Origin of the sequence: Psychrobacillus sp. FSL H8-0484 (genome assembly GCF_038005325.1) — a bacterium.
Classification (GTDB): Bacteria; Bacillota; Bacilli; order Bacillales_A; family Planococcaceae; genus Psychrobacillus.
The window spans coordinates 2,277,466-2,298,205 of sequence record NZ_JBBOSZ010000001.1; the positions used below are offsets into that span (position 1 = coordinate 2,277,466).

Annotated in this window: 8 protein-coding genes and 2 pseudogenes; 1 reads left to right on the plus strand and 9 read right to left on the minus strand. The window is 41.6% G+C overall.

The genetic code is table 11. The annotated features are described in order from the left end of the window. Positions 1 to 10: 10 nt before the first annotated feature. The 8 genes and pseudogenes from MHH81_RS11105 to MHH81_RS11140 form a co-directional block, all read right to left on the minus strand. A complete protein-coding gene (locus tag MHH81_RS11105) occupies positions 11 to 1,954 on the minus strand; it encodes a TOMM precursor leader peptide-binding protein (protein WP_340921091.1) in 1,944 nt (647 codons plus the stop codon). After that, a complete protein-coding gene (locus tag MHH81_RS11110; protein WP_340921093.1) occupies positions 1,951 to 3,918 on the minus strand; it encodes a putative thiazole-containing bacteriocin maturation protein in 1,968 nt (655 codons plus the stop codon). Before MHH81_RS11110 ends, MHH81_RS11105 begins: the two co-directional genes overlap by 4 nt. 162 nt (positions 3,919 to 4,080) lie before the next feature. Then, positions 4,081 to 4,398: a heterocycloanthracin/sonorensin family bacteriocin gene (locus tag MHH81_RS21340; protein WP_445678090.1), complete on the minus strand. Its 318-nt coding sequence runs from the start codon at positions 4,396 to 4,398 to the stop codon at positions 4,081 to 4,083. Between the two features lie 792 nt (positions 4,399 to 5,190). Next, positions 5,191 to 5,352, minus strand: a pseudogene (locus MHH81_RS11120) (IS3 family transposase); the annotation flags it as partial. A gap of 277 nt (positions 5,353 to 5,629) precedes the next feature. Continuing rightward, positions 5,630 to 9,421 carry a S8 family serine peptidase gene (locus MHH81_RS11125; protein ID WP_340921098.1) on the minus strand — a complete coding sequence of 1,264 codons (3,792 nt, stop codon included), beginning with the start codon at positions 9,419 to 9,421 and terminating at the stop codon, positions 5,630 to 5,632. A 312-nt stretch (positions 9,422 to 9,733) separates the two neighbouring features. Beyond that, positions 9,734 to 10,433 (minus strand): annotated as a pseudogene (locus MHH81_RS11130) (protease inhibitor I9 family protein); the annotation flags it as partial. A 654-nt stretch (positions 10,434 to 11,087) separates the two neighbouring features. Next, the gene (locus MHH81_RS11135; RefSeq protein ID WP_340921101.1) at positions 11,088 to 15,479 is read right to left on the minus strand and encodes a S8 family serine peptidase; all 4,392 of its coding nucleotides are present in this window, start codon (positions 15,477 to 15,479) and stop codon (positions 11,088 to 11,090) included. A gap of 200 nt (positions 15,480 to 15,679) precedes the next feature. After that, a complete protein-coding gene (locus MHH81_RS11140; protein WP_340921103.1) occupies positions 15,680 to 16,309 on the minus strand; it encodes a response regulator transcription factor in 630 nt (209 codons plus the stop codon). 235 nt (positions 16,310 to 16,544) lie between these two features. Here MHH81_RS11140 and MHH81_RS11145 point away from each other — a divergent pair, with 235 nt between their 5' ends. Then, positions 16,545 to 16,673: a hypothetical protein gene (locus MHH81_RS11145; protein ID WP_340921106.1), complete on the plus strand. Its 129-nt coding sequence runs from the start codon at positions 16,545 to 16,547 to the stop codon at positions 16,671 to 16,673. Positions 16,674 to 17,126: 453 nt separating this feature from the next. On the opposite strand, the gene MHH81_RS11150 is transcribed toward MHH81_RS11145, so the two are convergent. After that, positions 17,127 to 20,672: a S8 family serine peptidase gene (locus tag MHH81_RS11150; protein WP_340921108.1), complete on the minus strand. Its 3,546-nt coding sequence runs from the start codon at positions 20,670 to 20,672 to the stop codon at positions 17,127 to 17,129. Positions 20,673 to 20,740 lie beyond the last annotated feature (68 nt).

Sequence of the window (20,740 nt, forward strand, 5' to 3'; positions counted from 1 at the left end):
TAACCACTAGTTATGGGAACGGATGCGGATATAGATTGAGCTGTCCAAGTGTTAACGGTTGTTCCTTATATCCGAGTTCCATTGGCACCCGGAGCACTCTCTCAAGCCCTGTTATTCGCGTAAGATGTTGACCGAATGTCATTGGCAGCATCCCCGGAATCAGGACTTTAACGCAAAACAGTCCGTTTTGTTTGATTTCCGGTGTCGTTTGCTCCACCACGATCACATCGAGGTTCAATCCCCTAAACACCTGGAGAATATCCCGCAGATCATCCGTAAGGTCTGCATGCACTGCCTCCCATTTAAATTCCTCGTCAAACGTTCGCAATGGCCGATTATCATCCAACAAAAACTGTAGGCGTTCTTGCGCTTCCGGCAACCCATACAACATCCCATGATCATCCATCTTCCGTACCAAGGAAGAGTCTTTCAACATTTGCACATACTCCTCCCGGTTTGCTTCTAAATTCTCATCAAGTATTAGCATCATGCCAGCCAACTCATGAATCGCGCTTTTCGCCGCTCGTATTGGATCCAGATGAGCGCCGGCCGCACTGATGATATTCAACCCCATTTTTTTCCTGTTTTTCGCCAGCACCAAAACACTTGGAATTCCGTTCTCCATCGTCGAGTTATAAAAATAGAGATCATATCCTCCAACCGCACGCACACGGTCAATCATTAACTTTAATTCTTGATCGTTAGTAGAATAAGGGTCAAGACGTGGGAGTGCCAGTTCTGCGTACCAAGTCATCAGGAACGCATCACGCTCTACAACTTCCATAATACCGTAGAAAATGGCCTCCTCTATACTACCGCCTACCGCACAACCATTGGAAGTTTCATAGACAAATCCCTCATCGTAGCCCAAGCTGTAATAAGCAAGCAACTCTGGAATCAGAATAGGACACTCTTGCAAAAACGAATAACCCCAAACCCAATCGATGGAGCGATCAGGATTGAACGGTTTGAACGGAAAATCAGGCAGCGTATACTGTTCCTTTGAATGCACACCTACCTTGAGAGGATTAAGCGCTCGGTCTTCCAGATTGCGGAAGCTGTCATGAACCACTGTTCGTTTTCCACTTGGAGAAAGACCACAGTACCGCTCCAATCCCTCCAAAATAGCCGTGGACTCACTAACCTTGTATGAATGAGTTCGTCCTGCCACACCCTCGTCTCCCGTAAACAACGGCAGATTAACACTTACATCGGCAAATGGTAGCCTGAGGTCATACATTTTACCATTTAATAAACCAGTCCGCTCATTTAGATAATCCTTGCTTAGAATATTTTTCAGGTCATCCATGGAACGACAGCGGTAGCTGTCAGTACTGATCTTCAGACTAGATTGCAATGTAATTCGGGCCGCGGCTGGTGAATCATTGGGTAATCGACTACAGACCGGACATAACGGGTCAGGAAGAAACGGATGCCACGAACTCTTTAGCGATTTCAGATTGATTAAACATAAACGACCTTCCGAATAAGCCTGATTTCCATCTAATATGCTTTGTACCTCCGCCTCGAGAAGGTGCGCCATTTGCAATAGTCCCGTACGCGATGCCCAAGCATCACACGAAATCCCACCGTGAGCCGTAAGTCTCTGTTCCATCTCCCACATCTCTTTACGGTCTCGTCCGGCCATGAGACGTCGTTTGTCTGCACACTGGGAGCAGCCTGGTATTTCCGGACGTACTAGTGGCCCAATCACTCCTTCTCCATATGAAACAAAACCTCGCAGCCAAGGTATGCCGGTTGGCCGCAATACCTCTTCCGACTTTTTATGAAGGGAAGGATTCAAGGTATCGTGCAATACCAGAACCAGATTAGTCGTTTCTGGTACTCCCGCCTCGAAATCGGAGCGGCGTATTACTTCGTATTGAGTGGATAGATCCCCCCACACACGATCAGCCAATAATCCTTCTCCAACAACCATCACGACGGCACTCACCGGAATCCTCTCTCCTCTCGTAACAACACGCCAAACAGCCCTGCGATTCCCTCTTTCAAAAATGGTTCAAACGCTAGATCAAGCACTAAAAGCCGTTTGTGATTCCGTTCTAGAATTTGTATAGCGGATTGCAAAATCTCGGACTGTCTGTTCTCATCACAAGCGGAGATAACAAGGCTTAGGGGCACCTTTTCTTCCAATATAACGGCCGAAACTTCCTGCGATTGCACCGGGTGGGAAGCCGTAGGGGATTGTACCTTCATAAGCGCCTGTTGTAACGCTTTTCGCAACGCCAATGTAATATTCAAATCTACACCACCATACCAGCCGTCATTCGTTCCGACCCAAATGACAGGGAAACCGTTCACTTCCTCTCCTAAACCGATCGTTGGTGAGCCAAGCATCGTGGTCAGTGCCTCCAAATAAAACCGGCAACGTTCATCTTCTACCATATCCAATTGCAACCGAGAAACATGATTTTTTTTATTTATCAGCTGCATGCTTAGCTCTTTGTCCAAACACTTTTGCAATCCCCGGCAAATACCTTCCGCAACCGTTTCCCCCGCTCCAACTCCGATGAATTCCTTTATTTCTACCACATTCTCCCCATTTTCCTGATATGAAGGTAGGGTCGCAACGAGTAGTTCAACCGCTCGTGACACATATGATTCTATCCCAGCCAGTCCCGCTTTCCTTCGTGCTTCCTCATGCGTCAGACCTGTACAAACAATGTCTGGTAAAAGCTCAGCGGGTCCCTTCGACAACATATCAACCGCCTGAACGCGGCACTGAGCTAAAGGCAGCTGCTTTAGATCTCCTTCCTCCCAAATATGAAAAATCCCTGATACTTCCGATGTCAACAGGCTGAAGTAAAGTAATAATCCATTCGTTTCATCTTTGCTTAAGCTTTGTTCAAGACGCACATCCAAATCTGTTACCCATTCGCTAGACACGTGTCCATCCACCAACGGATGAGGCAAAAACGAATGCCAGTTTCCTTCCAATGTGTCTATATCAAGTAGATAGAATAGGTTCCTTTGTTCAGATTCGGTTACTCCAGTAATCTCTTTAAACAATTCAAATGTGATTACATTTGCTAACATTGCCCCTGCTGTTGCAGAGAAAGTGGTGAACTGTTGCTCTTTGGAAAGTACAGCTCTGTGCATGCGCCTCCACGCAGACTCCCAACACCTCTTAGAGTCAGGATGCACTAGCGGACCCGCAAGGCCCACACGCTGTTGGCTTATAGCAGGGAGAAACACCTTCTTTTCTTCCCTACAAACCTCATGAAGAACTCGGAGTTCCTCAATATCGCCCTCCTGAGACACATACAATATCGAATCAAACGGTTGAACAATCTCCCGCCAAAAATGTCTTCCCTCCTTCTGCAGGCTAACCTCTTCTACCGCTACCTCGGTATCAGATTTACGTGCATGTGCCACGAGTTCCATCACCCGCCGTCTATTGGTCGACACCGAGTCCGTGATTAGAATTTGGAACTTGGGCAATCCGGATTCAAGTAATGAAGAAACCAACGAAACAAAAAAAGGACCCGAGCCAACTGCCAACACTTTTGCCTGACGATAGGTTTGAAATCGGTACGCACTCGAATCACCGAAACTGTCCAAAAACTCAATTTGAGAAGCATACTTATTAAGAACCGGATCCGCCAATTGATGAGGAAGATCTTGGCTCACATCCCGAACATATTCATTTCGGTATAGCACTTCCGCAATCTCATAGACGCGATCCCGATATGGACCAGGTAATCCATCTGTCAAATACTCTAACGTGTTCTTCCCGTTGAACATCGGTATCAGTTTTTCAATCCACTGAACGATCTCATTTCCTTCCACATGAAAAGAACTTTTATTATTTCGAAAATACACACCACTATTTGAATCGGGGAGAAAAAATGTGTCCCTTTTCACTTTCAGACGCATCATAGGGGTCAAATTTGGCATTCTGCTCCTCCTTAACCATAGTTATTCCTAAATCGATATTATGTTTAACATTACATCCTATGTACTGTAGCTTGTTTCATATGTTTAACCTTATAGAGAAAGGTCCCTGCAACAACTGCAGGGACCTTGGCAATCACGATTTTTGTTAGAAATCTAGAAATATTAGCGGCCGTGACCACCGCAACGAAAACAATTAGAACAATTAGAGCAATTAGAGCAACGAAAACAATTAGAGCAACGAAAACAATTAAAACAATTAAAACAATTAAAGCAGCTAAAGCAACTAAAGCAGCTAAAACAGCTAAAACAACGGAAGATACCACCTACACCACCGATACCACCTACACCACCTACACCACCGATACCACCGAGCTGCGCAGTTTGAGTTGAAAAGGATCCGTTTGGGTCCAAAGCAACTGGCTGACTAGTATTGAAATCGCCAACATTCAACATCTGGAGTTCGTTATGGAAATCATTCATTCTTGCCACCTCCTGAAATTAAATTAACAAGAAGTGCTATGATCATGAAAGGGGAAACAAAATAAAAATGAGCTAAAACAACTGGGTAATACGTGAATCCACCAATAGTTCATATACACCTCCTAAACAATTTATGAACAATGGGTGGATAATGCTACTGATTTCCCGTTATAACCAACTTGATATGAATTTAAAATGTCTTCTACTTTTCTTCATAGGTAATCGGATAGTCTTTCCCTAATTGTCCCTGTATATGATGCTCATATAATTTAAATGAGAGAAAAGATTTCGGCTGCTCCGACCTGCTGGCTCAAATAATCTGGCTAATCTATAATAGTGGAGTATTGAAATGAAATAATTGTTAATTGACACTTATCAACTGTTTTATCTTGTTTTAAACAAAAAAGTAATACAGACCATCTGTTCACTCATTTGTCCGCAATTTGTCCGCATAATTAATTTTTTGTACATATCTTATTTTACTCAAATGATTTTCACAGCTGCGAAAACCTTATTAAATCAGACTTATTTAACCTAATCAAACTCAGTTTAGCTAAATTTTATAAGTGAGATAATTTCGACAAGGTGGGGGTCGCTGGTTCGAGACCAGTCGGGACCATATATACAGAAGAGTCACATCCTTTGATACATAAGGGTTTGTGGCTTTTTTTATTCAACTACTTTTAATTCCATTTTTATGAAGGGGGTTAAAATTCACAATAATTCATGATAAATCTTATTAATGTAGACCACTAAAATGATCTGACCCAATAAAGTTAGACAAATATTTTCGGCAGCTACTAAGATCTGAGTTCGGTATTCTACCGGGCACAGGTCTTTTAATTTTGCCTTCATTCGCTTGTGATTGTAATATTCAAGATATTCTTCTAATTCCTTTTCAAAATGCGCCATGCTCTCAAACTCTTGTAAATAAAGCAGTTCTGATTTTAATATTTCCAGTTAAATAGCGTTCCACCGCTTGTAATTTAACTTCTAATGTATATTTAGACATAAAAACACCCCGTAAATAGTTAGTTGGTGTCTAACAATTACGGGGCATTTCAACAAAGTAGACTTTTTTTATCATGTCTACTCTATAGGGAACATTTTAAAAGACGCCTGGTCTTTTTTTGACTACTTTACATCCGATATTTTATATACCAGTCCATGTATTCCTGTGTCATCCTGTGTCAATGCACATTATGCAAATCTATTGTATCTACCGCGAGTGTTAGCGCACAGCGTAGGTCTTAATTATAGTCTGTTCGATCTGGCTACCATTTGCGTCCCATGCCTTGACGCGGAGCGACACGTAACCAGATTTTGGGTTTTTCACGGACACCTTGTAGTTACCATCTTTCTTGCTCGACACTTTCGCAGTGTTCCAGATGACGCCGTCGTCAGTGGACACTTCGACTTCAACCCCTTTTATGTCTGGGGTATCACCTGATTGAAGGGCGAATGAAAGGTCAAAGTGGTAAGTTTTTCCACCCTCTGTCTTGTTTTCCTCATCCAGCTCAAGGTCATACCTCGGCCACAGAAGCGCTAGGTTTTCCTTCCCATTTGCTGTTCGCTCAGACTTGAACGTCCACGCAGTGCTTGTTTTTGTAGACATTCTGAACCCCGTCGGGTGCGCAGTGTCCATCGTGATTTGGTATGTCGTTGGGTCAGGGCTAACCGTCAGCGGTTCAAACATTGAGAAATACTTTCTCTCTGTGAGGAGCTTTCCGTCCTGATACATCCGAACCATCGACGTGTCTTCAGGGTATCCAAAATAGCCCCAGTGCCCCGGTTGGCTGTCACCCTGTTCTTGCATGTTGAGGGTGACTGTGTCTCCCTCACGGAACGCCGTTGTTGTGTCTCGTTGAGCCGGACCGTTCGCCGCGCCCAGCCATGTCTCTTCGCGCTGCTCACCTGGCAGATAATTACGGAATATATCCTTCATGTTACGGCTGATGCGATTTTCGTCGTAGACCGCGTGGTACCATTTCATATCTTTCATGGTAGGTGACATGCTGCCGGTTGAGTACCACTCTTCTCGGTCTAGTGGTGCATCGAGAAACTCTGGAGATAGGAAGATCGAAGCCTCAAGCGGGCGGATCGGCGCCAACGATTCACTGATTACTCTGCCTCTTGCCCCTCGGTAGTGTGCATTCACCACTGCAGAGTTTTCTTTTGTCACCGCGTCGACTGGGTTAGCCGGGATCGCATCCGGAACCATCATCGCCATGTTATACACATACGGGCTGTTGGCAATACCTTTCAAGTTGATACTAGTAGGACCGTTGGCAATTTGATCGAATAGCACTTCTCCATCGTCTTGTTGAAGAGTCCAGGCCGGAATGGTAATGCCAGCTGTTTTAAATACGCTAGTCCAGAAAATACCTGGTCCGTCGTAGACAATAAATACACCCACTGCACCGGCAGCTGTCACAGCTTTGATCTGGTCAGTAACCGTCGATGTCGTATCACGAGTGATGACTACCAGTTTGCCACTGACATCCTTACCACTGAGGTCATCAGGTCGCGCAAAGCCGAGGTTGACAGCTTCCAGCGTCTTATCGCCGTCCAACTTAGGCGTATACAGTACATGCTCGAGCGGGATTGAACCACCATTTCCGTCATAAGATGCACGGATCAAAGGGGCGTACCTGCGCTGCTGGAAGTCGAACTCGAACGTGCCGGTCGTCACCGGCTCGGTTGGTACTACATATGCGTGATCCCAGTACGGTGCCGTAAAGCCCTTCATGAAGTCAATCACAAACGGGATGCCATTAATTTGCTGCGTATTGCGGTATCCTAATTTGTATCCGTTCCCCTCGGACTCTTGAGGAGTAGAGATCTGGACCTCTTTGCCCAGCTGTGCATCTAACGTGATCATGGTGTTCTCGCTTAGCACAACCTCAGGCACACCTGCAAGTGTATGGTTCTCTGCTCGCCATTTAGCCTCATCGAATGTGGTCACAGTACCCATTACCGAGTAACGCCCTTCCGGCACTTCGACGATCTTAATCCCAGAGTCTCTATTTGGGGAGACTGTTCTGTTTAATCCCGTATCAAGATTAACCACAAAGACCTCTCCAGTTGATGGGTTTCCATTGCGGTCAATCATTTGAATAGTTAAATCCACGGACGGTACCTTCTTCGTCGCACCAATGGTCGTGGTTATTATTTGATCGTCACTTGAAGTAGCCGTAACCACCGCTTTGTAATCACTTACAGTACCAAGTGAAGGATCAAACGTCACTTTCACCTCACTGCTGCTATTAGCGGGAATCGTTACTTCTGACTCGCTTAGTGTAAACATACCATCCGGAGCCGGGGCTCCCGTTTCATTTTTAGCTACCATATTAAGCGTTAATTTCATTTCAACATCTGATGGATTGACATAGTCAAATGTCTGCTCGAGCGGTTCACTAGTTTCCTCAGCACTTCCAAGACTGACAACTGCAGGACTGCTGTAGATGTTCGCATCCAGAGCGTTATCAATGCTTACACGTCCGCCTCCCTGCTGATATGCCGTATCGTTGGCATTTGTCTTAGCCGTTCCAACTAACACCTGCTTAATTCGGTCACCAGACCAGTCCGGGTGTCTTTGTTTAAGAATGGCTGCAGCACCAGCAATATGTGGTGTAGCCATCGATGTACCATTAGCAGCCGTGTAATTGGCGTCAACGACAGTACCCATGGAAGTTCCTGCAGCACGAGCAGCTACGATTCCTACTCCTGGTGCCGTAATTTCTGGTTTGACACGGTAATTCTCGATAATCGGACCACGGCTTGAGAAGGGAGCTAACACGTCGTTTTTGTTAACTGCCCCAACGGTCAATGCTTTTTCGGCTGCACCTGGTGCTCCTATAGTTTTCTTATCTGGTCCTGTATTACCTGCAGCAATAACAAATAATGTGTCAGTGGTTTCACTCAAATGGTTAACCGCTTGACTCATTGGATCTGTGCCGTCACTCGGAATAGGACTACCAAGACTCATACTGACGACATCGGCACCTTCTTCGACTGCCCAATCCATTGCAGCGATGATTCCCGACTCAGGACCTGAACCTTCATTGTTAAGCACCTTCCCAATTAAAAGTTCTGCACCTGGAGCTACTCCCTTTAATTTACCGCCGGAAGCTGCGCCAGATCCCACGATAGTCGAAGCAACATGCGTTCCGTGACCGTGACCATCTGTATAATCAGAATCGTTCGTGAAGTTCTTAGCGGTTATAATAGATGCTTTAACATCAACATGATTCGGATCGATTCCAGTGTCCAAGACAGCTACTTTCACGCCTTCGCCATCATATCCAGCTTCCCATGCTGTCGGTGTTCCGATCTGGGGAACACTCTGTTCTAGCGTCACTTGTACTTGTTTGTCAAGCCACAGCTTCTCTATCCCACCAGCAAGCTCCGGCTCGGTCGCTGCGGAGACGCTGTCGTCGTCGATTGCTTCCCAGAACGTCTCAGCCTCCGATTTGTTCACTTTTAGCGCAACTGCGTTGGCACTCTCTAATATCTTGTCCTTCTTAGAACCTACCGGAGACACCTTTTCTAATGCCTTGCCCACTGTAGCCATTGTGTCCGAGTAAGTCGCGATCACCGGTATATCGGAGCCATTGGAGTCGTCGTATCCGTACTCTACCAACTTGGTGATGTTGAACAATTCACGGTCGAGCTCATCCGCTTCGATATACGGCTGCGCTTTAGCCGGGATGACATAGACTTCGTCACCCAACTGGATCTTCGTTATTTCCATTGCTTCGCCATCGGGTGACGGTGCGATTGTCGCTGCCTGTAATCCGTCGGCATAACGGTCGAGCATCACAACTTCGCCTGTGATAAGGGTAACAGTGTGCGAGTCGACAACCATGTTGTTCTGCAGTTGCATAGACCCCTGAGTGACCAGCGTTTCTGCGACGGTGTCATCATAAGCAAATGAATTACCAGTACTTGTTGCCAAAAGTACTGCAGATACCAATCCTGTGGTCATTACATTAACAATTTTTTTGTTTCTCCTCTTCCCCATTAAATTTCCCCCTTTTCCTTACTAAATAGTAGATTAATATATTTGTAAAAATGTGATGGTTTCGTGCTAATGACTTAACTTCACATTTAATACTCTGATCTGACTTTCAACATCAGGTTATTAAATTTTTTCAACTAATCTAGCATCAACTCAGAAAAGTCTTCGACGAGAAGTTAGAAATCCTCAAACACATTATTGTGAGCGCTTCCATTAAAAGTAGGAATGTTCATGGAAACATCGATCGACCCTACTGAAAATACCGAGAGCCGCTTTTCATGGTGAATCATATCCACCTTTAATAACATTTTTTTAGTTTAGATGATTGAAGTCAATACCTGTATCCAGCACACCGATCCCTTACCCGTAATACTCTCGGCATGATGCTTGTCCACGCCAATTTACGGAATACTATCTGCCTTTTTAGGTTCAATGGCTACTTACGTTTCTATCGGTGGAAATACTTTTACCTCGTAATCTTTAAAGATATGTTTAACTACTCCAGATTGCAGCAAATCTTTTACTGCCAAACCAGGCAACGTCATCGCTACGCCGTTGATGGCCTTTTTATATTCTCTTGTAATGTTGATGTCTTCCACATTGTATTCAGTCGAGTTCTTTTGGATTTTCAATGATTGCACATGCTCTTTAAAAGCTTTGTGAGATTGTTCCACTTTTTCAATTGCAGCAGCAGAAGATAGTTTTTTTCCTTTCGCTGCTTGTTTCATCACTTCAATTTTCGCTGGTGCCGGATAGAATTCCACGATGACTTTGACTAATTCAGGGCTATTCACATCAATATCCGGAGAAATGGTAAAGGTTGTATTTGTATCCAACTGCTCTAACCCCCTTCTTTGTATTTCAAAGACAGGTTATTTAGAATTTCTACCGCCTGATCAACCCGTCTCAACTCATATGGGCTTTCTGCCAATACATTGAATGGAGCACCTTGAGATAATAACATTCCAACAGCTAACGTTCCTGTAATAATTTTACTGCGATTTTTCCTCATCATACTGCATCCCCTTTTTCTAACGTAATTGTCATCCTCCTCTCCCAAAATGATGTTTCTTTTAACAAGTAAATTCCAGTATTTCAGGAAAACCAGTTAACTTGTCTACTCTCATTATCACGCATTCATAATTTTCTGAATATATAGCGAAGGGTGTAAATTGGGAAGCTATTGGTTTTATATCCGGTAAAACAAAAGTACTATTCCAATCACTAGTATTAAAGCTGATTAATAAAGCACAGGACATTGCAATTAGTGAAGCTTTATGAAAATGGGAAATCTCGTGCATACATTGCTAGATTCGCAGCCAAAGATAATCGCTCTGAAGAATAAAACGAAATAGCTCGATTACGTAAAGAAAACAAACGTTTAGTATTAGAAAATGATATTAAAGCAAATAACGTTGATTATTGGACGAAAATGGTCTAGTTCGACAATAACAAACGATTTTAGAAAAAATTAAATAGCCTTAGCCCTGAAGAATATAGGGCTAAGACTGTTTAATTACCACTTTATTATTACTATCTATTTGAGAGGGGTAAGTCCAGATTATAGAAATCATCTTCAATTGTGTCCTAACCTTATACACTCATTAGAAAAGGTGCATTTTACTCTATGAGCCCCCTACTTTTATGAACATCCCTAATGATACTATGTTTATTGCTTCACCTCGAGACCGATAAGGCGTAGGAAGTATTCTAGCCCTTTTTTGCCGATTTTTTCTTTCGGCTGTTTGTTGTCAGGTGCGTCAGGTCCCTTCGTTAAGAAGTTAGTCTCAATTAAACGAACATCCGTCTCGTCCACCACACCATCTTGATTGAGATCTTGCGGCACGATGGAAGTATCTTTCGTTCCGTATGCATCCACGACACTTTGGATATCGAGGATATCAATCATTTTGTCGCCATTCACATCCCCTGCAAGACTTCTCTGACCAATTCTTAGAAATTGCCCACGTAGCTCACCATTTTCATCATGATATCCAGGAATGAATTTCTTCATCACTTTAAGATGCCCTGGAACTTCAAAAACTGCTGTATACACTTGATCGGAAGCCGGAATACCATTGATCTCGAAAGATGCATTTCTTTTAATTGTTCCTTTATACTTTTTACCGCTTCTGGAAAGAGCGTATACTTGTGCCCCTATTTTCGAATAATCCGCCGCTTTCAAATATTCCGCCCCTGAACCTTGTAAAATAAATGCTTCCGGACTGATGGATCCTATCAACTGTGTCTGTGTAGGAATTACTTTAAGATCTTGAGTGTTGTAAAAAGGAATAGCAGTGCTTGCTATTTGTCCTGATTTCTTATAAGACCCCTTCTTGACTTCAAATCCAGGAACATCTTCGTAAACTTCACCTTTCACTACTTTAAACGTTACATCGAGGAACGGCATGTCTCCGTTCAGCCCTTTGAATGCATTTCCAGTAATGGAAGCACCGATGTTCAAACTATTATTGTATAAACCTTCCGTCACGACAGGCTCATTTAGTGATACCTGTAAGCCTTTTTCCATTGCATATTGTTTGACTGCAGTGTTCAGCTTCACATTCAAGAACTTGAAGTAATCTTTTAAGAACTCTACATTAAATTCTCCGGAGACAAGCTGTTTCACATTATTAAGGCTGAGTGTCATCGTAAAGTTATCACCGAGTCTCAACTCTTGCTTGTTATAACTAGTAGTCGTATATTCCGTTCCTTCTTTCATGAAGTAATACTTTTGGTAACCAACTGCCGTTGCAGTATCCCACGTTCTCAACCACAATCTCATAGGTTGTATTGCAATATCACTTTCCTCAATTCCTAATTTCACATCTCCATTCGCTTGAATCGGGAAGAACCCAGCCATATATCCAGAGTCACCTGTATAGTAAGCCATAGTGTTGGACGATTGATCGACGTCCAACCCTTTAGATTGCAATAGATCTACTGTCGCATCCTTAGCTGTTCCATGAAGCCACACTGCTTTTTGGCCATCTTCTACTGTAAACATAGAATCATTGACTTCGATTACACCCGATTTTATATCCATGTTGACTTCTGGTGCTGTATTGTCCACGATAAGCGGATTTTGGAAAACATACGATTTGCCATCCTCATCGTGTGCAACCAGTTCCAGTATATAATCGCCTGCTGGAAGCTTTATAGGAATATCACTGATTGGGTTGGACGGGTCATTTGTAAATGGTAAGACCGTACCGCTGAACGCACCAGTAAGATACACTTGTCTATCTATTGGGAAGTTAGTGTTCGCTGTCCCTATGAACCCTACAGCTTGTCCTGTTTTACCGTCTTTTACAAGCACATCCATGGTTGTCATTGGACTATTCAACTTCATGATGAAATGGATTTGTTTGTCATTAAGTTCCCAGAAAGCTGTCGTATTTGTCACGGATGGTCTAGTCGTTTTGACAAAATCAAATCCTTTTTCCGTCGCCATCACAGCAAATGGAATTTGATAGGTTTCGTCTGGATTGTTGGCATTGGTCACATGAATATACCCTTCATATCTTCCTCCCGCAGCGCTGGTTGGGATTGTTATGGTAGGCTGGAGCTCCTGCACTTGGAAGCTTCCCACTGTAATGGATGAAGGTACATCCACTGTAACACCGTTACTCACCGCATCTTGAATACCATTACGCTCACCGTGATACTCCACTTCTAGTGTATAAGATTTTTCTTCCTCGCTGTTGTTTTGAACGGTCACCTTTTTACTTGCCTCAATGGGTTGATCATCTTTTTTAAAATGTCTTCCGAATACAATGGAACCTGTTTCTTCATCAATTTCTACGACGTTTCCATTCTCGATATTTTGTGTTTTATCCCATACTTTGATGGAGGTATCTGCATGAACCGCTTGATAGGCAGCGATTCTTCCTGCGCCCACTTCGTATACAGAATTATCCCCTTGTAAATCGACCGAAGTATTCATGAGTGCCAATTTCACATCGAAAGGCGTGTATTCGGGATTCTCCTGTAAAATCAATGCTGCTGCACCTGCCACGTGTGGCGTGGCCATCGATGTCCCCGACATACGTACATAGGCATCCCCGTAATTAATACCTTCCTCTGGATCATTGATGAATTCCGGTGTAGTAGAGAAGATGGACACACCTGGAGCGACTATATCTGGCTTGATATCATAATTTCCATTTACCGGCCCACGTGAACTAAAATCTGCTAAATGATCGCCTTCTGTTTTTGTATTACGTAACGTTTCAAATGTGAAAGAACCTTCGCCTAGCTCCTTTAACTGCTCACCATCCGCTTTTGACAGACGGAAGGACGGGATTAAACCGACGACCTCTCCCAAGTAGCTAGGTATTTGCCCGTCGACATTGTTGTACACAATCACAGCTTTGGCCCCAGCGTTTTTGGCGTTTTTGATTTTTTCATCAAATGCAATTTCCCCGCGCTGAATCAACGCAATTTTCCCGCTGACATCTTTTCCTGTAAAATCATCTACTTTACCCAGTCCCGCATATACAAATGGTAAAGATTGTCCTTGTAAATCTTCTAATTGGTCAGAAAAGTCTTTGCCCAGAAGTTGCAAATCTTCTAATTGGTGAGACAACTCCTTCTTCTTATCTTCTAATTTAGAAGAAAAATCTGTGTCGAAGCGTTTTGAATCTTCTAATTGAGAAGAAGAGTCCTCACTGTCAAGCTTTGAATCTTCTAACTGAGAGGAAAGGTCCTCACTGTCAAGCTTTGAATCTTCTAATTGAGAAGAAAGGTCCTCACTGTCAAGCTTTGAATCTTCTAATTGATGAAAAAGGTCTTCGCCTTGACGTTGCAAATTATCATTTTCATTTGTGAAAACGCTCCCACTAAATGTAGGAATGGTCATCGAAACATCGCTCGCCCCGACTGAAATACCGAGAGCCGCTGTTCCTGGTGAACCAAGCGTTTTTTCGTTCGGACCGGCGTTTCCTGCAGCAACGACGGCCACTACGCCTGAAAGCATAGCATTATTTACTGCGACAGAAGTGGCGTATAAAGGATCGTTCGTCGCGGCGCCGAGCGATAAATTAATGACATCCATGTCATCTGCAATCGCTTGATCGATTCCAGCAAGTATTCCCGCTGTATTTCCTCCACCCCAAGGTCCCAATACTCGATAAGCATATAAATCTACTTCCGGTGCTACCCCTTTCACAGCATAGTCCACATCATTTTTCTGTTGGGCTGCAATCGTCCCTGCGACATGTGTTCCATGATTCGTATAATACACATAACCTGGTTCTATTGGCTCGCCAGCATCGATCCAATCCTGATAGGTCGTTTCCATCGGATCAGCATCATCATCTACAAAATCATATCCTCCTCTATAAACATCTTTTAAGTCTGGATGATTGTAGTCAATCCCTGTATCCAGCACACCGACTTTAATGCCTTTACCCGTAATATTCTCGGCATGAAGCTTGTCCACGCCTATTTGCGGAATACTATCTCCCATTTTAGGTTCAATGGCTTCTTGCGTTTCTACCGGTGGATCTACTTTTACCTCGTAATCTTTAAAGATATGTTTAACTACACTAGATTGCAGCAAATCTTTTACTGCCATACCAGGTAACGTCATCGCTACACCGTTGATGGCATTTTTATATTCTCTTGTAATGTTTACATCTTCCACTTTGTATTCGGTCGTGTCCTTCTTCACTTTCAATGCTTGCACATGCTCTTTAAAAGCTTTGTGTGATTGCTCCACTTTTTCATTTGCAGTAGCAGTAGATAGTTCTTTTCCTTTCACGGCTTGCTTCATCACTTCAATTTTCACTGGTGCCTGTTCGAATTCCACGATGACTTTGACTAATTCAGGGCTATTCACATTAATATCTGGAGAAATAGTAAAGGTTGAACTTGCCTCTAATTGCTCTAACGCCTTTCTTTGTTCCGAAGACAGGTTCTTTAGAATTTCTTCCGCATTATTAACCGATTTCAGCTCATATGGGCTTTCTGCCAATACGTTATATGGAGCACCTTGAGATAATAACAGTCCAACCGCTAACGATCCTGTCATGATTTTATTGAATTTTTTCCTCATCATAATACCGCATCCCCTTTTTCTAATGTAATTGTCATTTTCCTCTCCCAAAATTCTACTTCCTCATCATCCCATATTTATAATTTTGTGAATATATAGTAAAAGGTGTAAATTTCGCGGCTATTTGTTTTACACCAGATAAAACAAAAGTACTATTCCAAACACTTATCTTAAATCTGAATAAAAAGTACAGGACATTTTAGTTAAGAGAAGGGAACAAGTTGATTTCGAACGGCATAAATGATTGCTTGTGTACGGCTTTTCACATTCAGCTTTCTAAAAATGTTATTGATGTGAATTTTAACAGTCTTGTCACTGATAAATAGGACTTCAGAAATTTCTTTATTACTAAGACCTTTGACCAATTCAAATAGGACTTCTTTTTCACGCTCTGTTAGGATATTTGCGTTTAGTTCCTGGTGATGATAAGTTACCAGCTTTTTCGTCATACGAGGATTAATAACAGAATTTACTTGTGATACCATTCGGATGGCAGCTAGCACTTGTTCAGATGATGTATCTTTCAATAAATAGCCGTCTGCACCCGCTCGAAGTGCTTCCATCAAGTATTCTTCATCTTCAAACATAGTTAATACGAGAACTCGGCAGTTCGGATACTGACTTTTCACGAGTGATGTGACCTCTATTCCATTTTTTCCTGGAAGATTAATGTCCATCAAAATACAATCCGGTTGAAAGTCTTCTACTTTCTTCAACACCTCATCCCCGGAAACAGCCTCTCCTACAACTCGTATGTCGGATTCAAGAGCCAATATACTTCGAATTCCATCACGCAAAACTGTATGATCATCCACTAATAATATTTGAATCATGATAATCCTCCTTCGTTTCTTAAATATTGAATTAACAATGTAATTAAATCGATAACCCTAAGCCCTTATGACCAATGGGCTTTCAAACACAGAAAAAGGAGGACCTCCACAAATGTCGTAATCAGTTAGTGACTAAACAAACTCTTAAACATGAAGGAGGACGGCTACACTTAGTAGATCAGATTAAAATAAGGGCTTGTAAACTTAGACTATTAACTTAAGGGAGCGTGCTACCATGACACGTCAAGTTCTAACTTTTACATCCGAATTTAACCTGCAATCGGTGAAGCTTTATGAAAATGGTAAATCTCGTGCGAACATTACTAAAGAATATGTTATTACGCATTCTGCGTTTGATCGCTGAATATGGGACGAATGTAGATTGGTTTACAATAACAAACTGTTCCGGAAGAAATTAAATAACCTTAGCCCTCAAGAATACAGGGCTAAGGCTGCTTAATAACCACTTTTTAATTACTATCTACTTATTGATTTTCTTCCTCTTCATACCGCATCCCCTTGTCCTTATGTAATTGTTCTTTCTCTCTTAACTTATATTTTTTACAAACAAGTCTTTTAAAGAAGAATCCATGAAACTAGTTAACTCGATTCTGTCTTTCATCATCCCATATTTCTACTTTCCCTAAAATTAAACATAGGATGTAAATTTTTCCGTTATTAGTTCTATACCAGTATAAAACAAAAGCACTACACCACGACATTTTATTTAATCATTCATCTTTTGGGTAAAAAATGGCACCATGCACTGGGCGTGAAAAACCCCAAGTGAATCATTCTCACTTGGGTCGCAATCGATTTATTGTTGGAGGACCGTTACTTGTTTAGGCGTTGTTGTTACTTTAAAACCGTCTTTTGTCACGACATCAATTGATATAGAATACGTTCCATTTTGAAGGTCCGTATTAGGTACCCATTGTGTTTTCAGTGAATGTTCATTTTTCACTTCAAACGAATCGACTATATTTCCACTTGCATCTTTAACATTAATCGTCCAGTCTACTCTGGCATAAGCCCAGGCATTAATATTTGCAGGTTTGCTTTTGTTAATATTTGCAGTCGGAGTTATACTGATCGTTTGAACGGCCATAGTATATTTAATATAGCTCGGATCTCCCCAAACTTCGTACGATTGATTTCCTGCATAATCAATGGCTAGAATAATAATACTTTTCGGTTCTGTATTTGAGAGTATAGATTTTACTCCAACTGCTGGTGAATAAAAATTCCCATTAACCCAAAGAAGTGCCGAATTAAAGTCAGTGGCATTATCTTGCGCATCAAAGGAAACTTCATATTTTCCCTTCTTTGGTGTTACTTGAATATTTGATACGGTCGGAGCGATGGAATCTACCGTCATTGGCATTTTAACAATCTGTGGTTTTGCGTTTTCATATTCTAATGTTGATTTGATAACATATTGGTATATACCGTCTGGTACAAATTGATCGGAAGAGTCCTTCATATCCCATTTATATCCGCCATACATTATATCCCCGTATGACATAATATTTTTTCTGAATTTCCATGGTGTTCCAGTGTATTCACTAAAATCACCTAATTTTTTTATGAGATTTCCAGATTGATCTTCAACATACATTTCAACTTTTTCTAAATTACGTAATGCTTGGAATGACGGAAAGATTCCATCATTAATATAGTTTGGTGAGAAGGCAATATGGTTAAGAGAGAATGTATCAGAATACGGGTTATATCCTAATGGATATCTTTCTGCACTTTCATCCCAAAGTGCCGTATATCCCACAAATGCATCTTTCTCCCATGCAGGAGCATCGATATTTCCTGGTTCATCCCATTCTCCATAGAAGCCCATATATGGAACCGTTAACGGTACTGCCTTTTCTTGGTCTTTGGCTACTGGGACTAGACGAACAAATCCTTCTACAAAACTATTTTTCTTTAAGGAATCTGGTAACGTCACATTAACAGTAAGCATTTTTGTTTGTCCTGGTTTGATTTTAATTAATGCTCCAGTTTTATCTGTTACTACATTATCATTTACAGTGACAGTCGCACCATTAATTCGTTCACTTGTTAATGTTAAATACTCTTTTGAATCCAATTGCCCATCACTATCTAAATCGAATTCCTTCATTTCAGTCTTATCTTTCAATAGATCTACATAAACATTGTATTCAATATCAACACTATTATTTTTACCCTTAGGAGTGTCGAATGCTTCCATGTTTAATTTAAAGCTTGTATTTTGACCGATTTCCTTTAATGCAACTGCTCCAGCTTGTTCTAAAGGCGTGTTTCTACTTGTCACAATGACTGGTGTATTAATGGCATTTTGAATTTTCATTATCCCAGACCCTTGTACACGTGGTGAATATGGAACTTCTCCATTTGTCCTTGGATCCATGGCAATATTAGCTGTATTCATTAAAGCAAGTTTTGCTTTTAAAACTGTATCTTTTGAATGGGTTAATCCTTTTTGATAAAGGGCCTGCAATAACAATGCTGAGCCGCCTGCAACATGAGGAGTTGCCATCGATGTACCGCTCATCACTTCATAATCATTTCCTGGTATAGTTGAATAAATATTTCCACCAGGAGCAGAAATCTCTGGTTTAAAATCTAATGTACTTGGAGAACCAAAGGATGAAAATAAGGACATCGTGTCCTTCGCCGGATTCTCTACCCAAGTATCGCCTGCAAATTTCATGCTTAAATATTGACCACTTGGCAAACTATTCATTTTACTCAGTAATGCTTCACCTTCAGCTTTGCTAGTTGAAGCCGTTGGTACTGCAGTTGGCGTTACTGGTAGAGAAGAATAATCTGACCATACTGCAGGTGGTATCATAATAATAGCCTTTGCTCCTGCACTCTTTGCAGTAAACTGAATGGTTGAAACAGTACTATATGGATTTAATAGTTTAACTACGGCAATGTAGTCAGTTTTGCCTTTAGGATAATCTGATGCACTCTTTCCTTCCCCAACATATAACAAATCATAAGGTACATCTGGTGAAAGAACCTTAGAGACTTTAAAATTGTACGATGCTGGAAATTGCGTTTGATCTTTGAACGGCACCGAAAAACCACTTGGATCTGCTAATGCATTTAAATGAAGTTTAGTATTTTCATAGGAAGCAACCGATAATGCATATGGACTTACACCTGGCGCACCAACTGTTCCAATATCTGGATTTTCCGCATACGGTATTATTGAGGAGAGAATAATATTATTCTTTGTACTATAGGCTGTATTACCAGCTGCCACTACAACAAGGGTGCCTTGTTCTGTCGCAACTCGGATTGATTTTTGGATCGGATCAAAATCTTCATCTACATAGCCTGCATCAACACCTAAACTCATGTTGATTACATCTGCACCCATTGTGACTGAATGCTCGATTCCTGCGATAATATCATCCTCATAGGCACCACCACCATTATCAGAAAATACTTTCTCAGCCAATAGTTGAACACCTGGTGCAATTCCAGCGACAGCACCCTTCGTTTCGTCGCCATTTGCTCCAATTGTACCAGCCACGTGTGTACCATGCGGACTGCCTTTTGTTCCCGGAATGACATTGGTATCATTGTCTGCCCAATCATATCCTGTTGGAACTTTTTCGGAATACCAAATTTCGTTTACGTCTGTCTCAGTAAATTTTTGATTAATTTTATCTTGAGTCCATTTTTCTTTCTCTTTGGCTGTGTCAGATAGATTCATATCTTTGTGCGTATAATCAATCCCGGAATCTACGACCGCTACTACTAATCCTTCACCTTTATAACCATACTGTTCCCATACTTTTTGAGCTTGTACTAATTCTTTACTTGCTGCCATATTTTCCTGAAAAATTCTGGCAATATGGACATTCGTAACCCCTGGAATAGACTGGATATCTTTTATATTTTGAAACTCTGTTTCTACACTGAATCCGTTAAACCCTTCGAAAAAACGATGCTTCACTTTAATAGGAGCATTTGATTTAGAATCTTTTTCTTTTGAGATTTCTTCGATTACTTTATCTTGTTTTTGTTTATATAAAGCTTTTTTGCTTTTGGCTGTTTGCTCAATTTCTGTTGGTTGTTCAACTTCTACGATTAAGCGAACAGTATCATTCGGTTTATACGCTGTAGCCAAACCTTCTTTTTTAACGTCTTTATATAGTGAATCTTCTTGACCTGTTTCGATTTTATCCTTATCAAAAAATAATTGTCCTCCTTGTTCCTCAATTTCTTCAACCATTTGCGACTCATCTTGCGTAACATCACCTTCTGCAGAAACGGTAAGTGATGAAAATAATAAGGAAGTCATCGCCGCTGTGGTCATGACTTTCCATGCCTTCATTTTTCTTTTTTTCATGAACCTATCTCCTTTTCTTTTTAAAATAATAAATAGATGAAACTAGTAAACTTCAAATCTATCTTTAT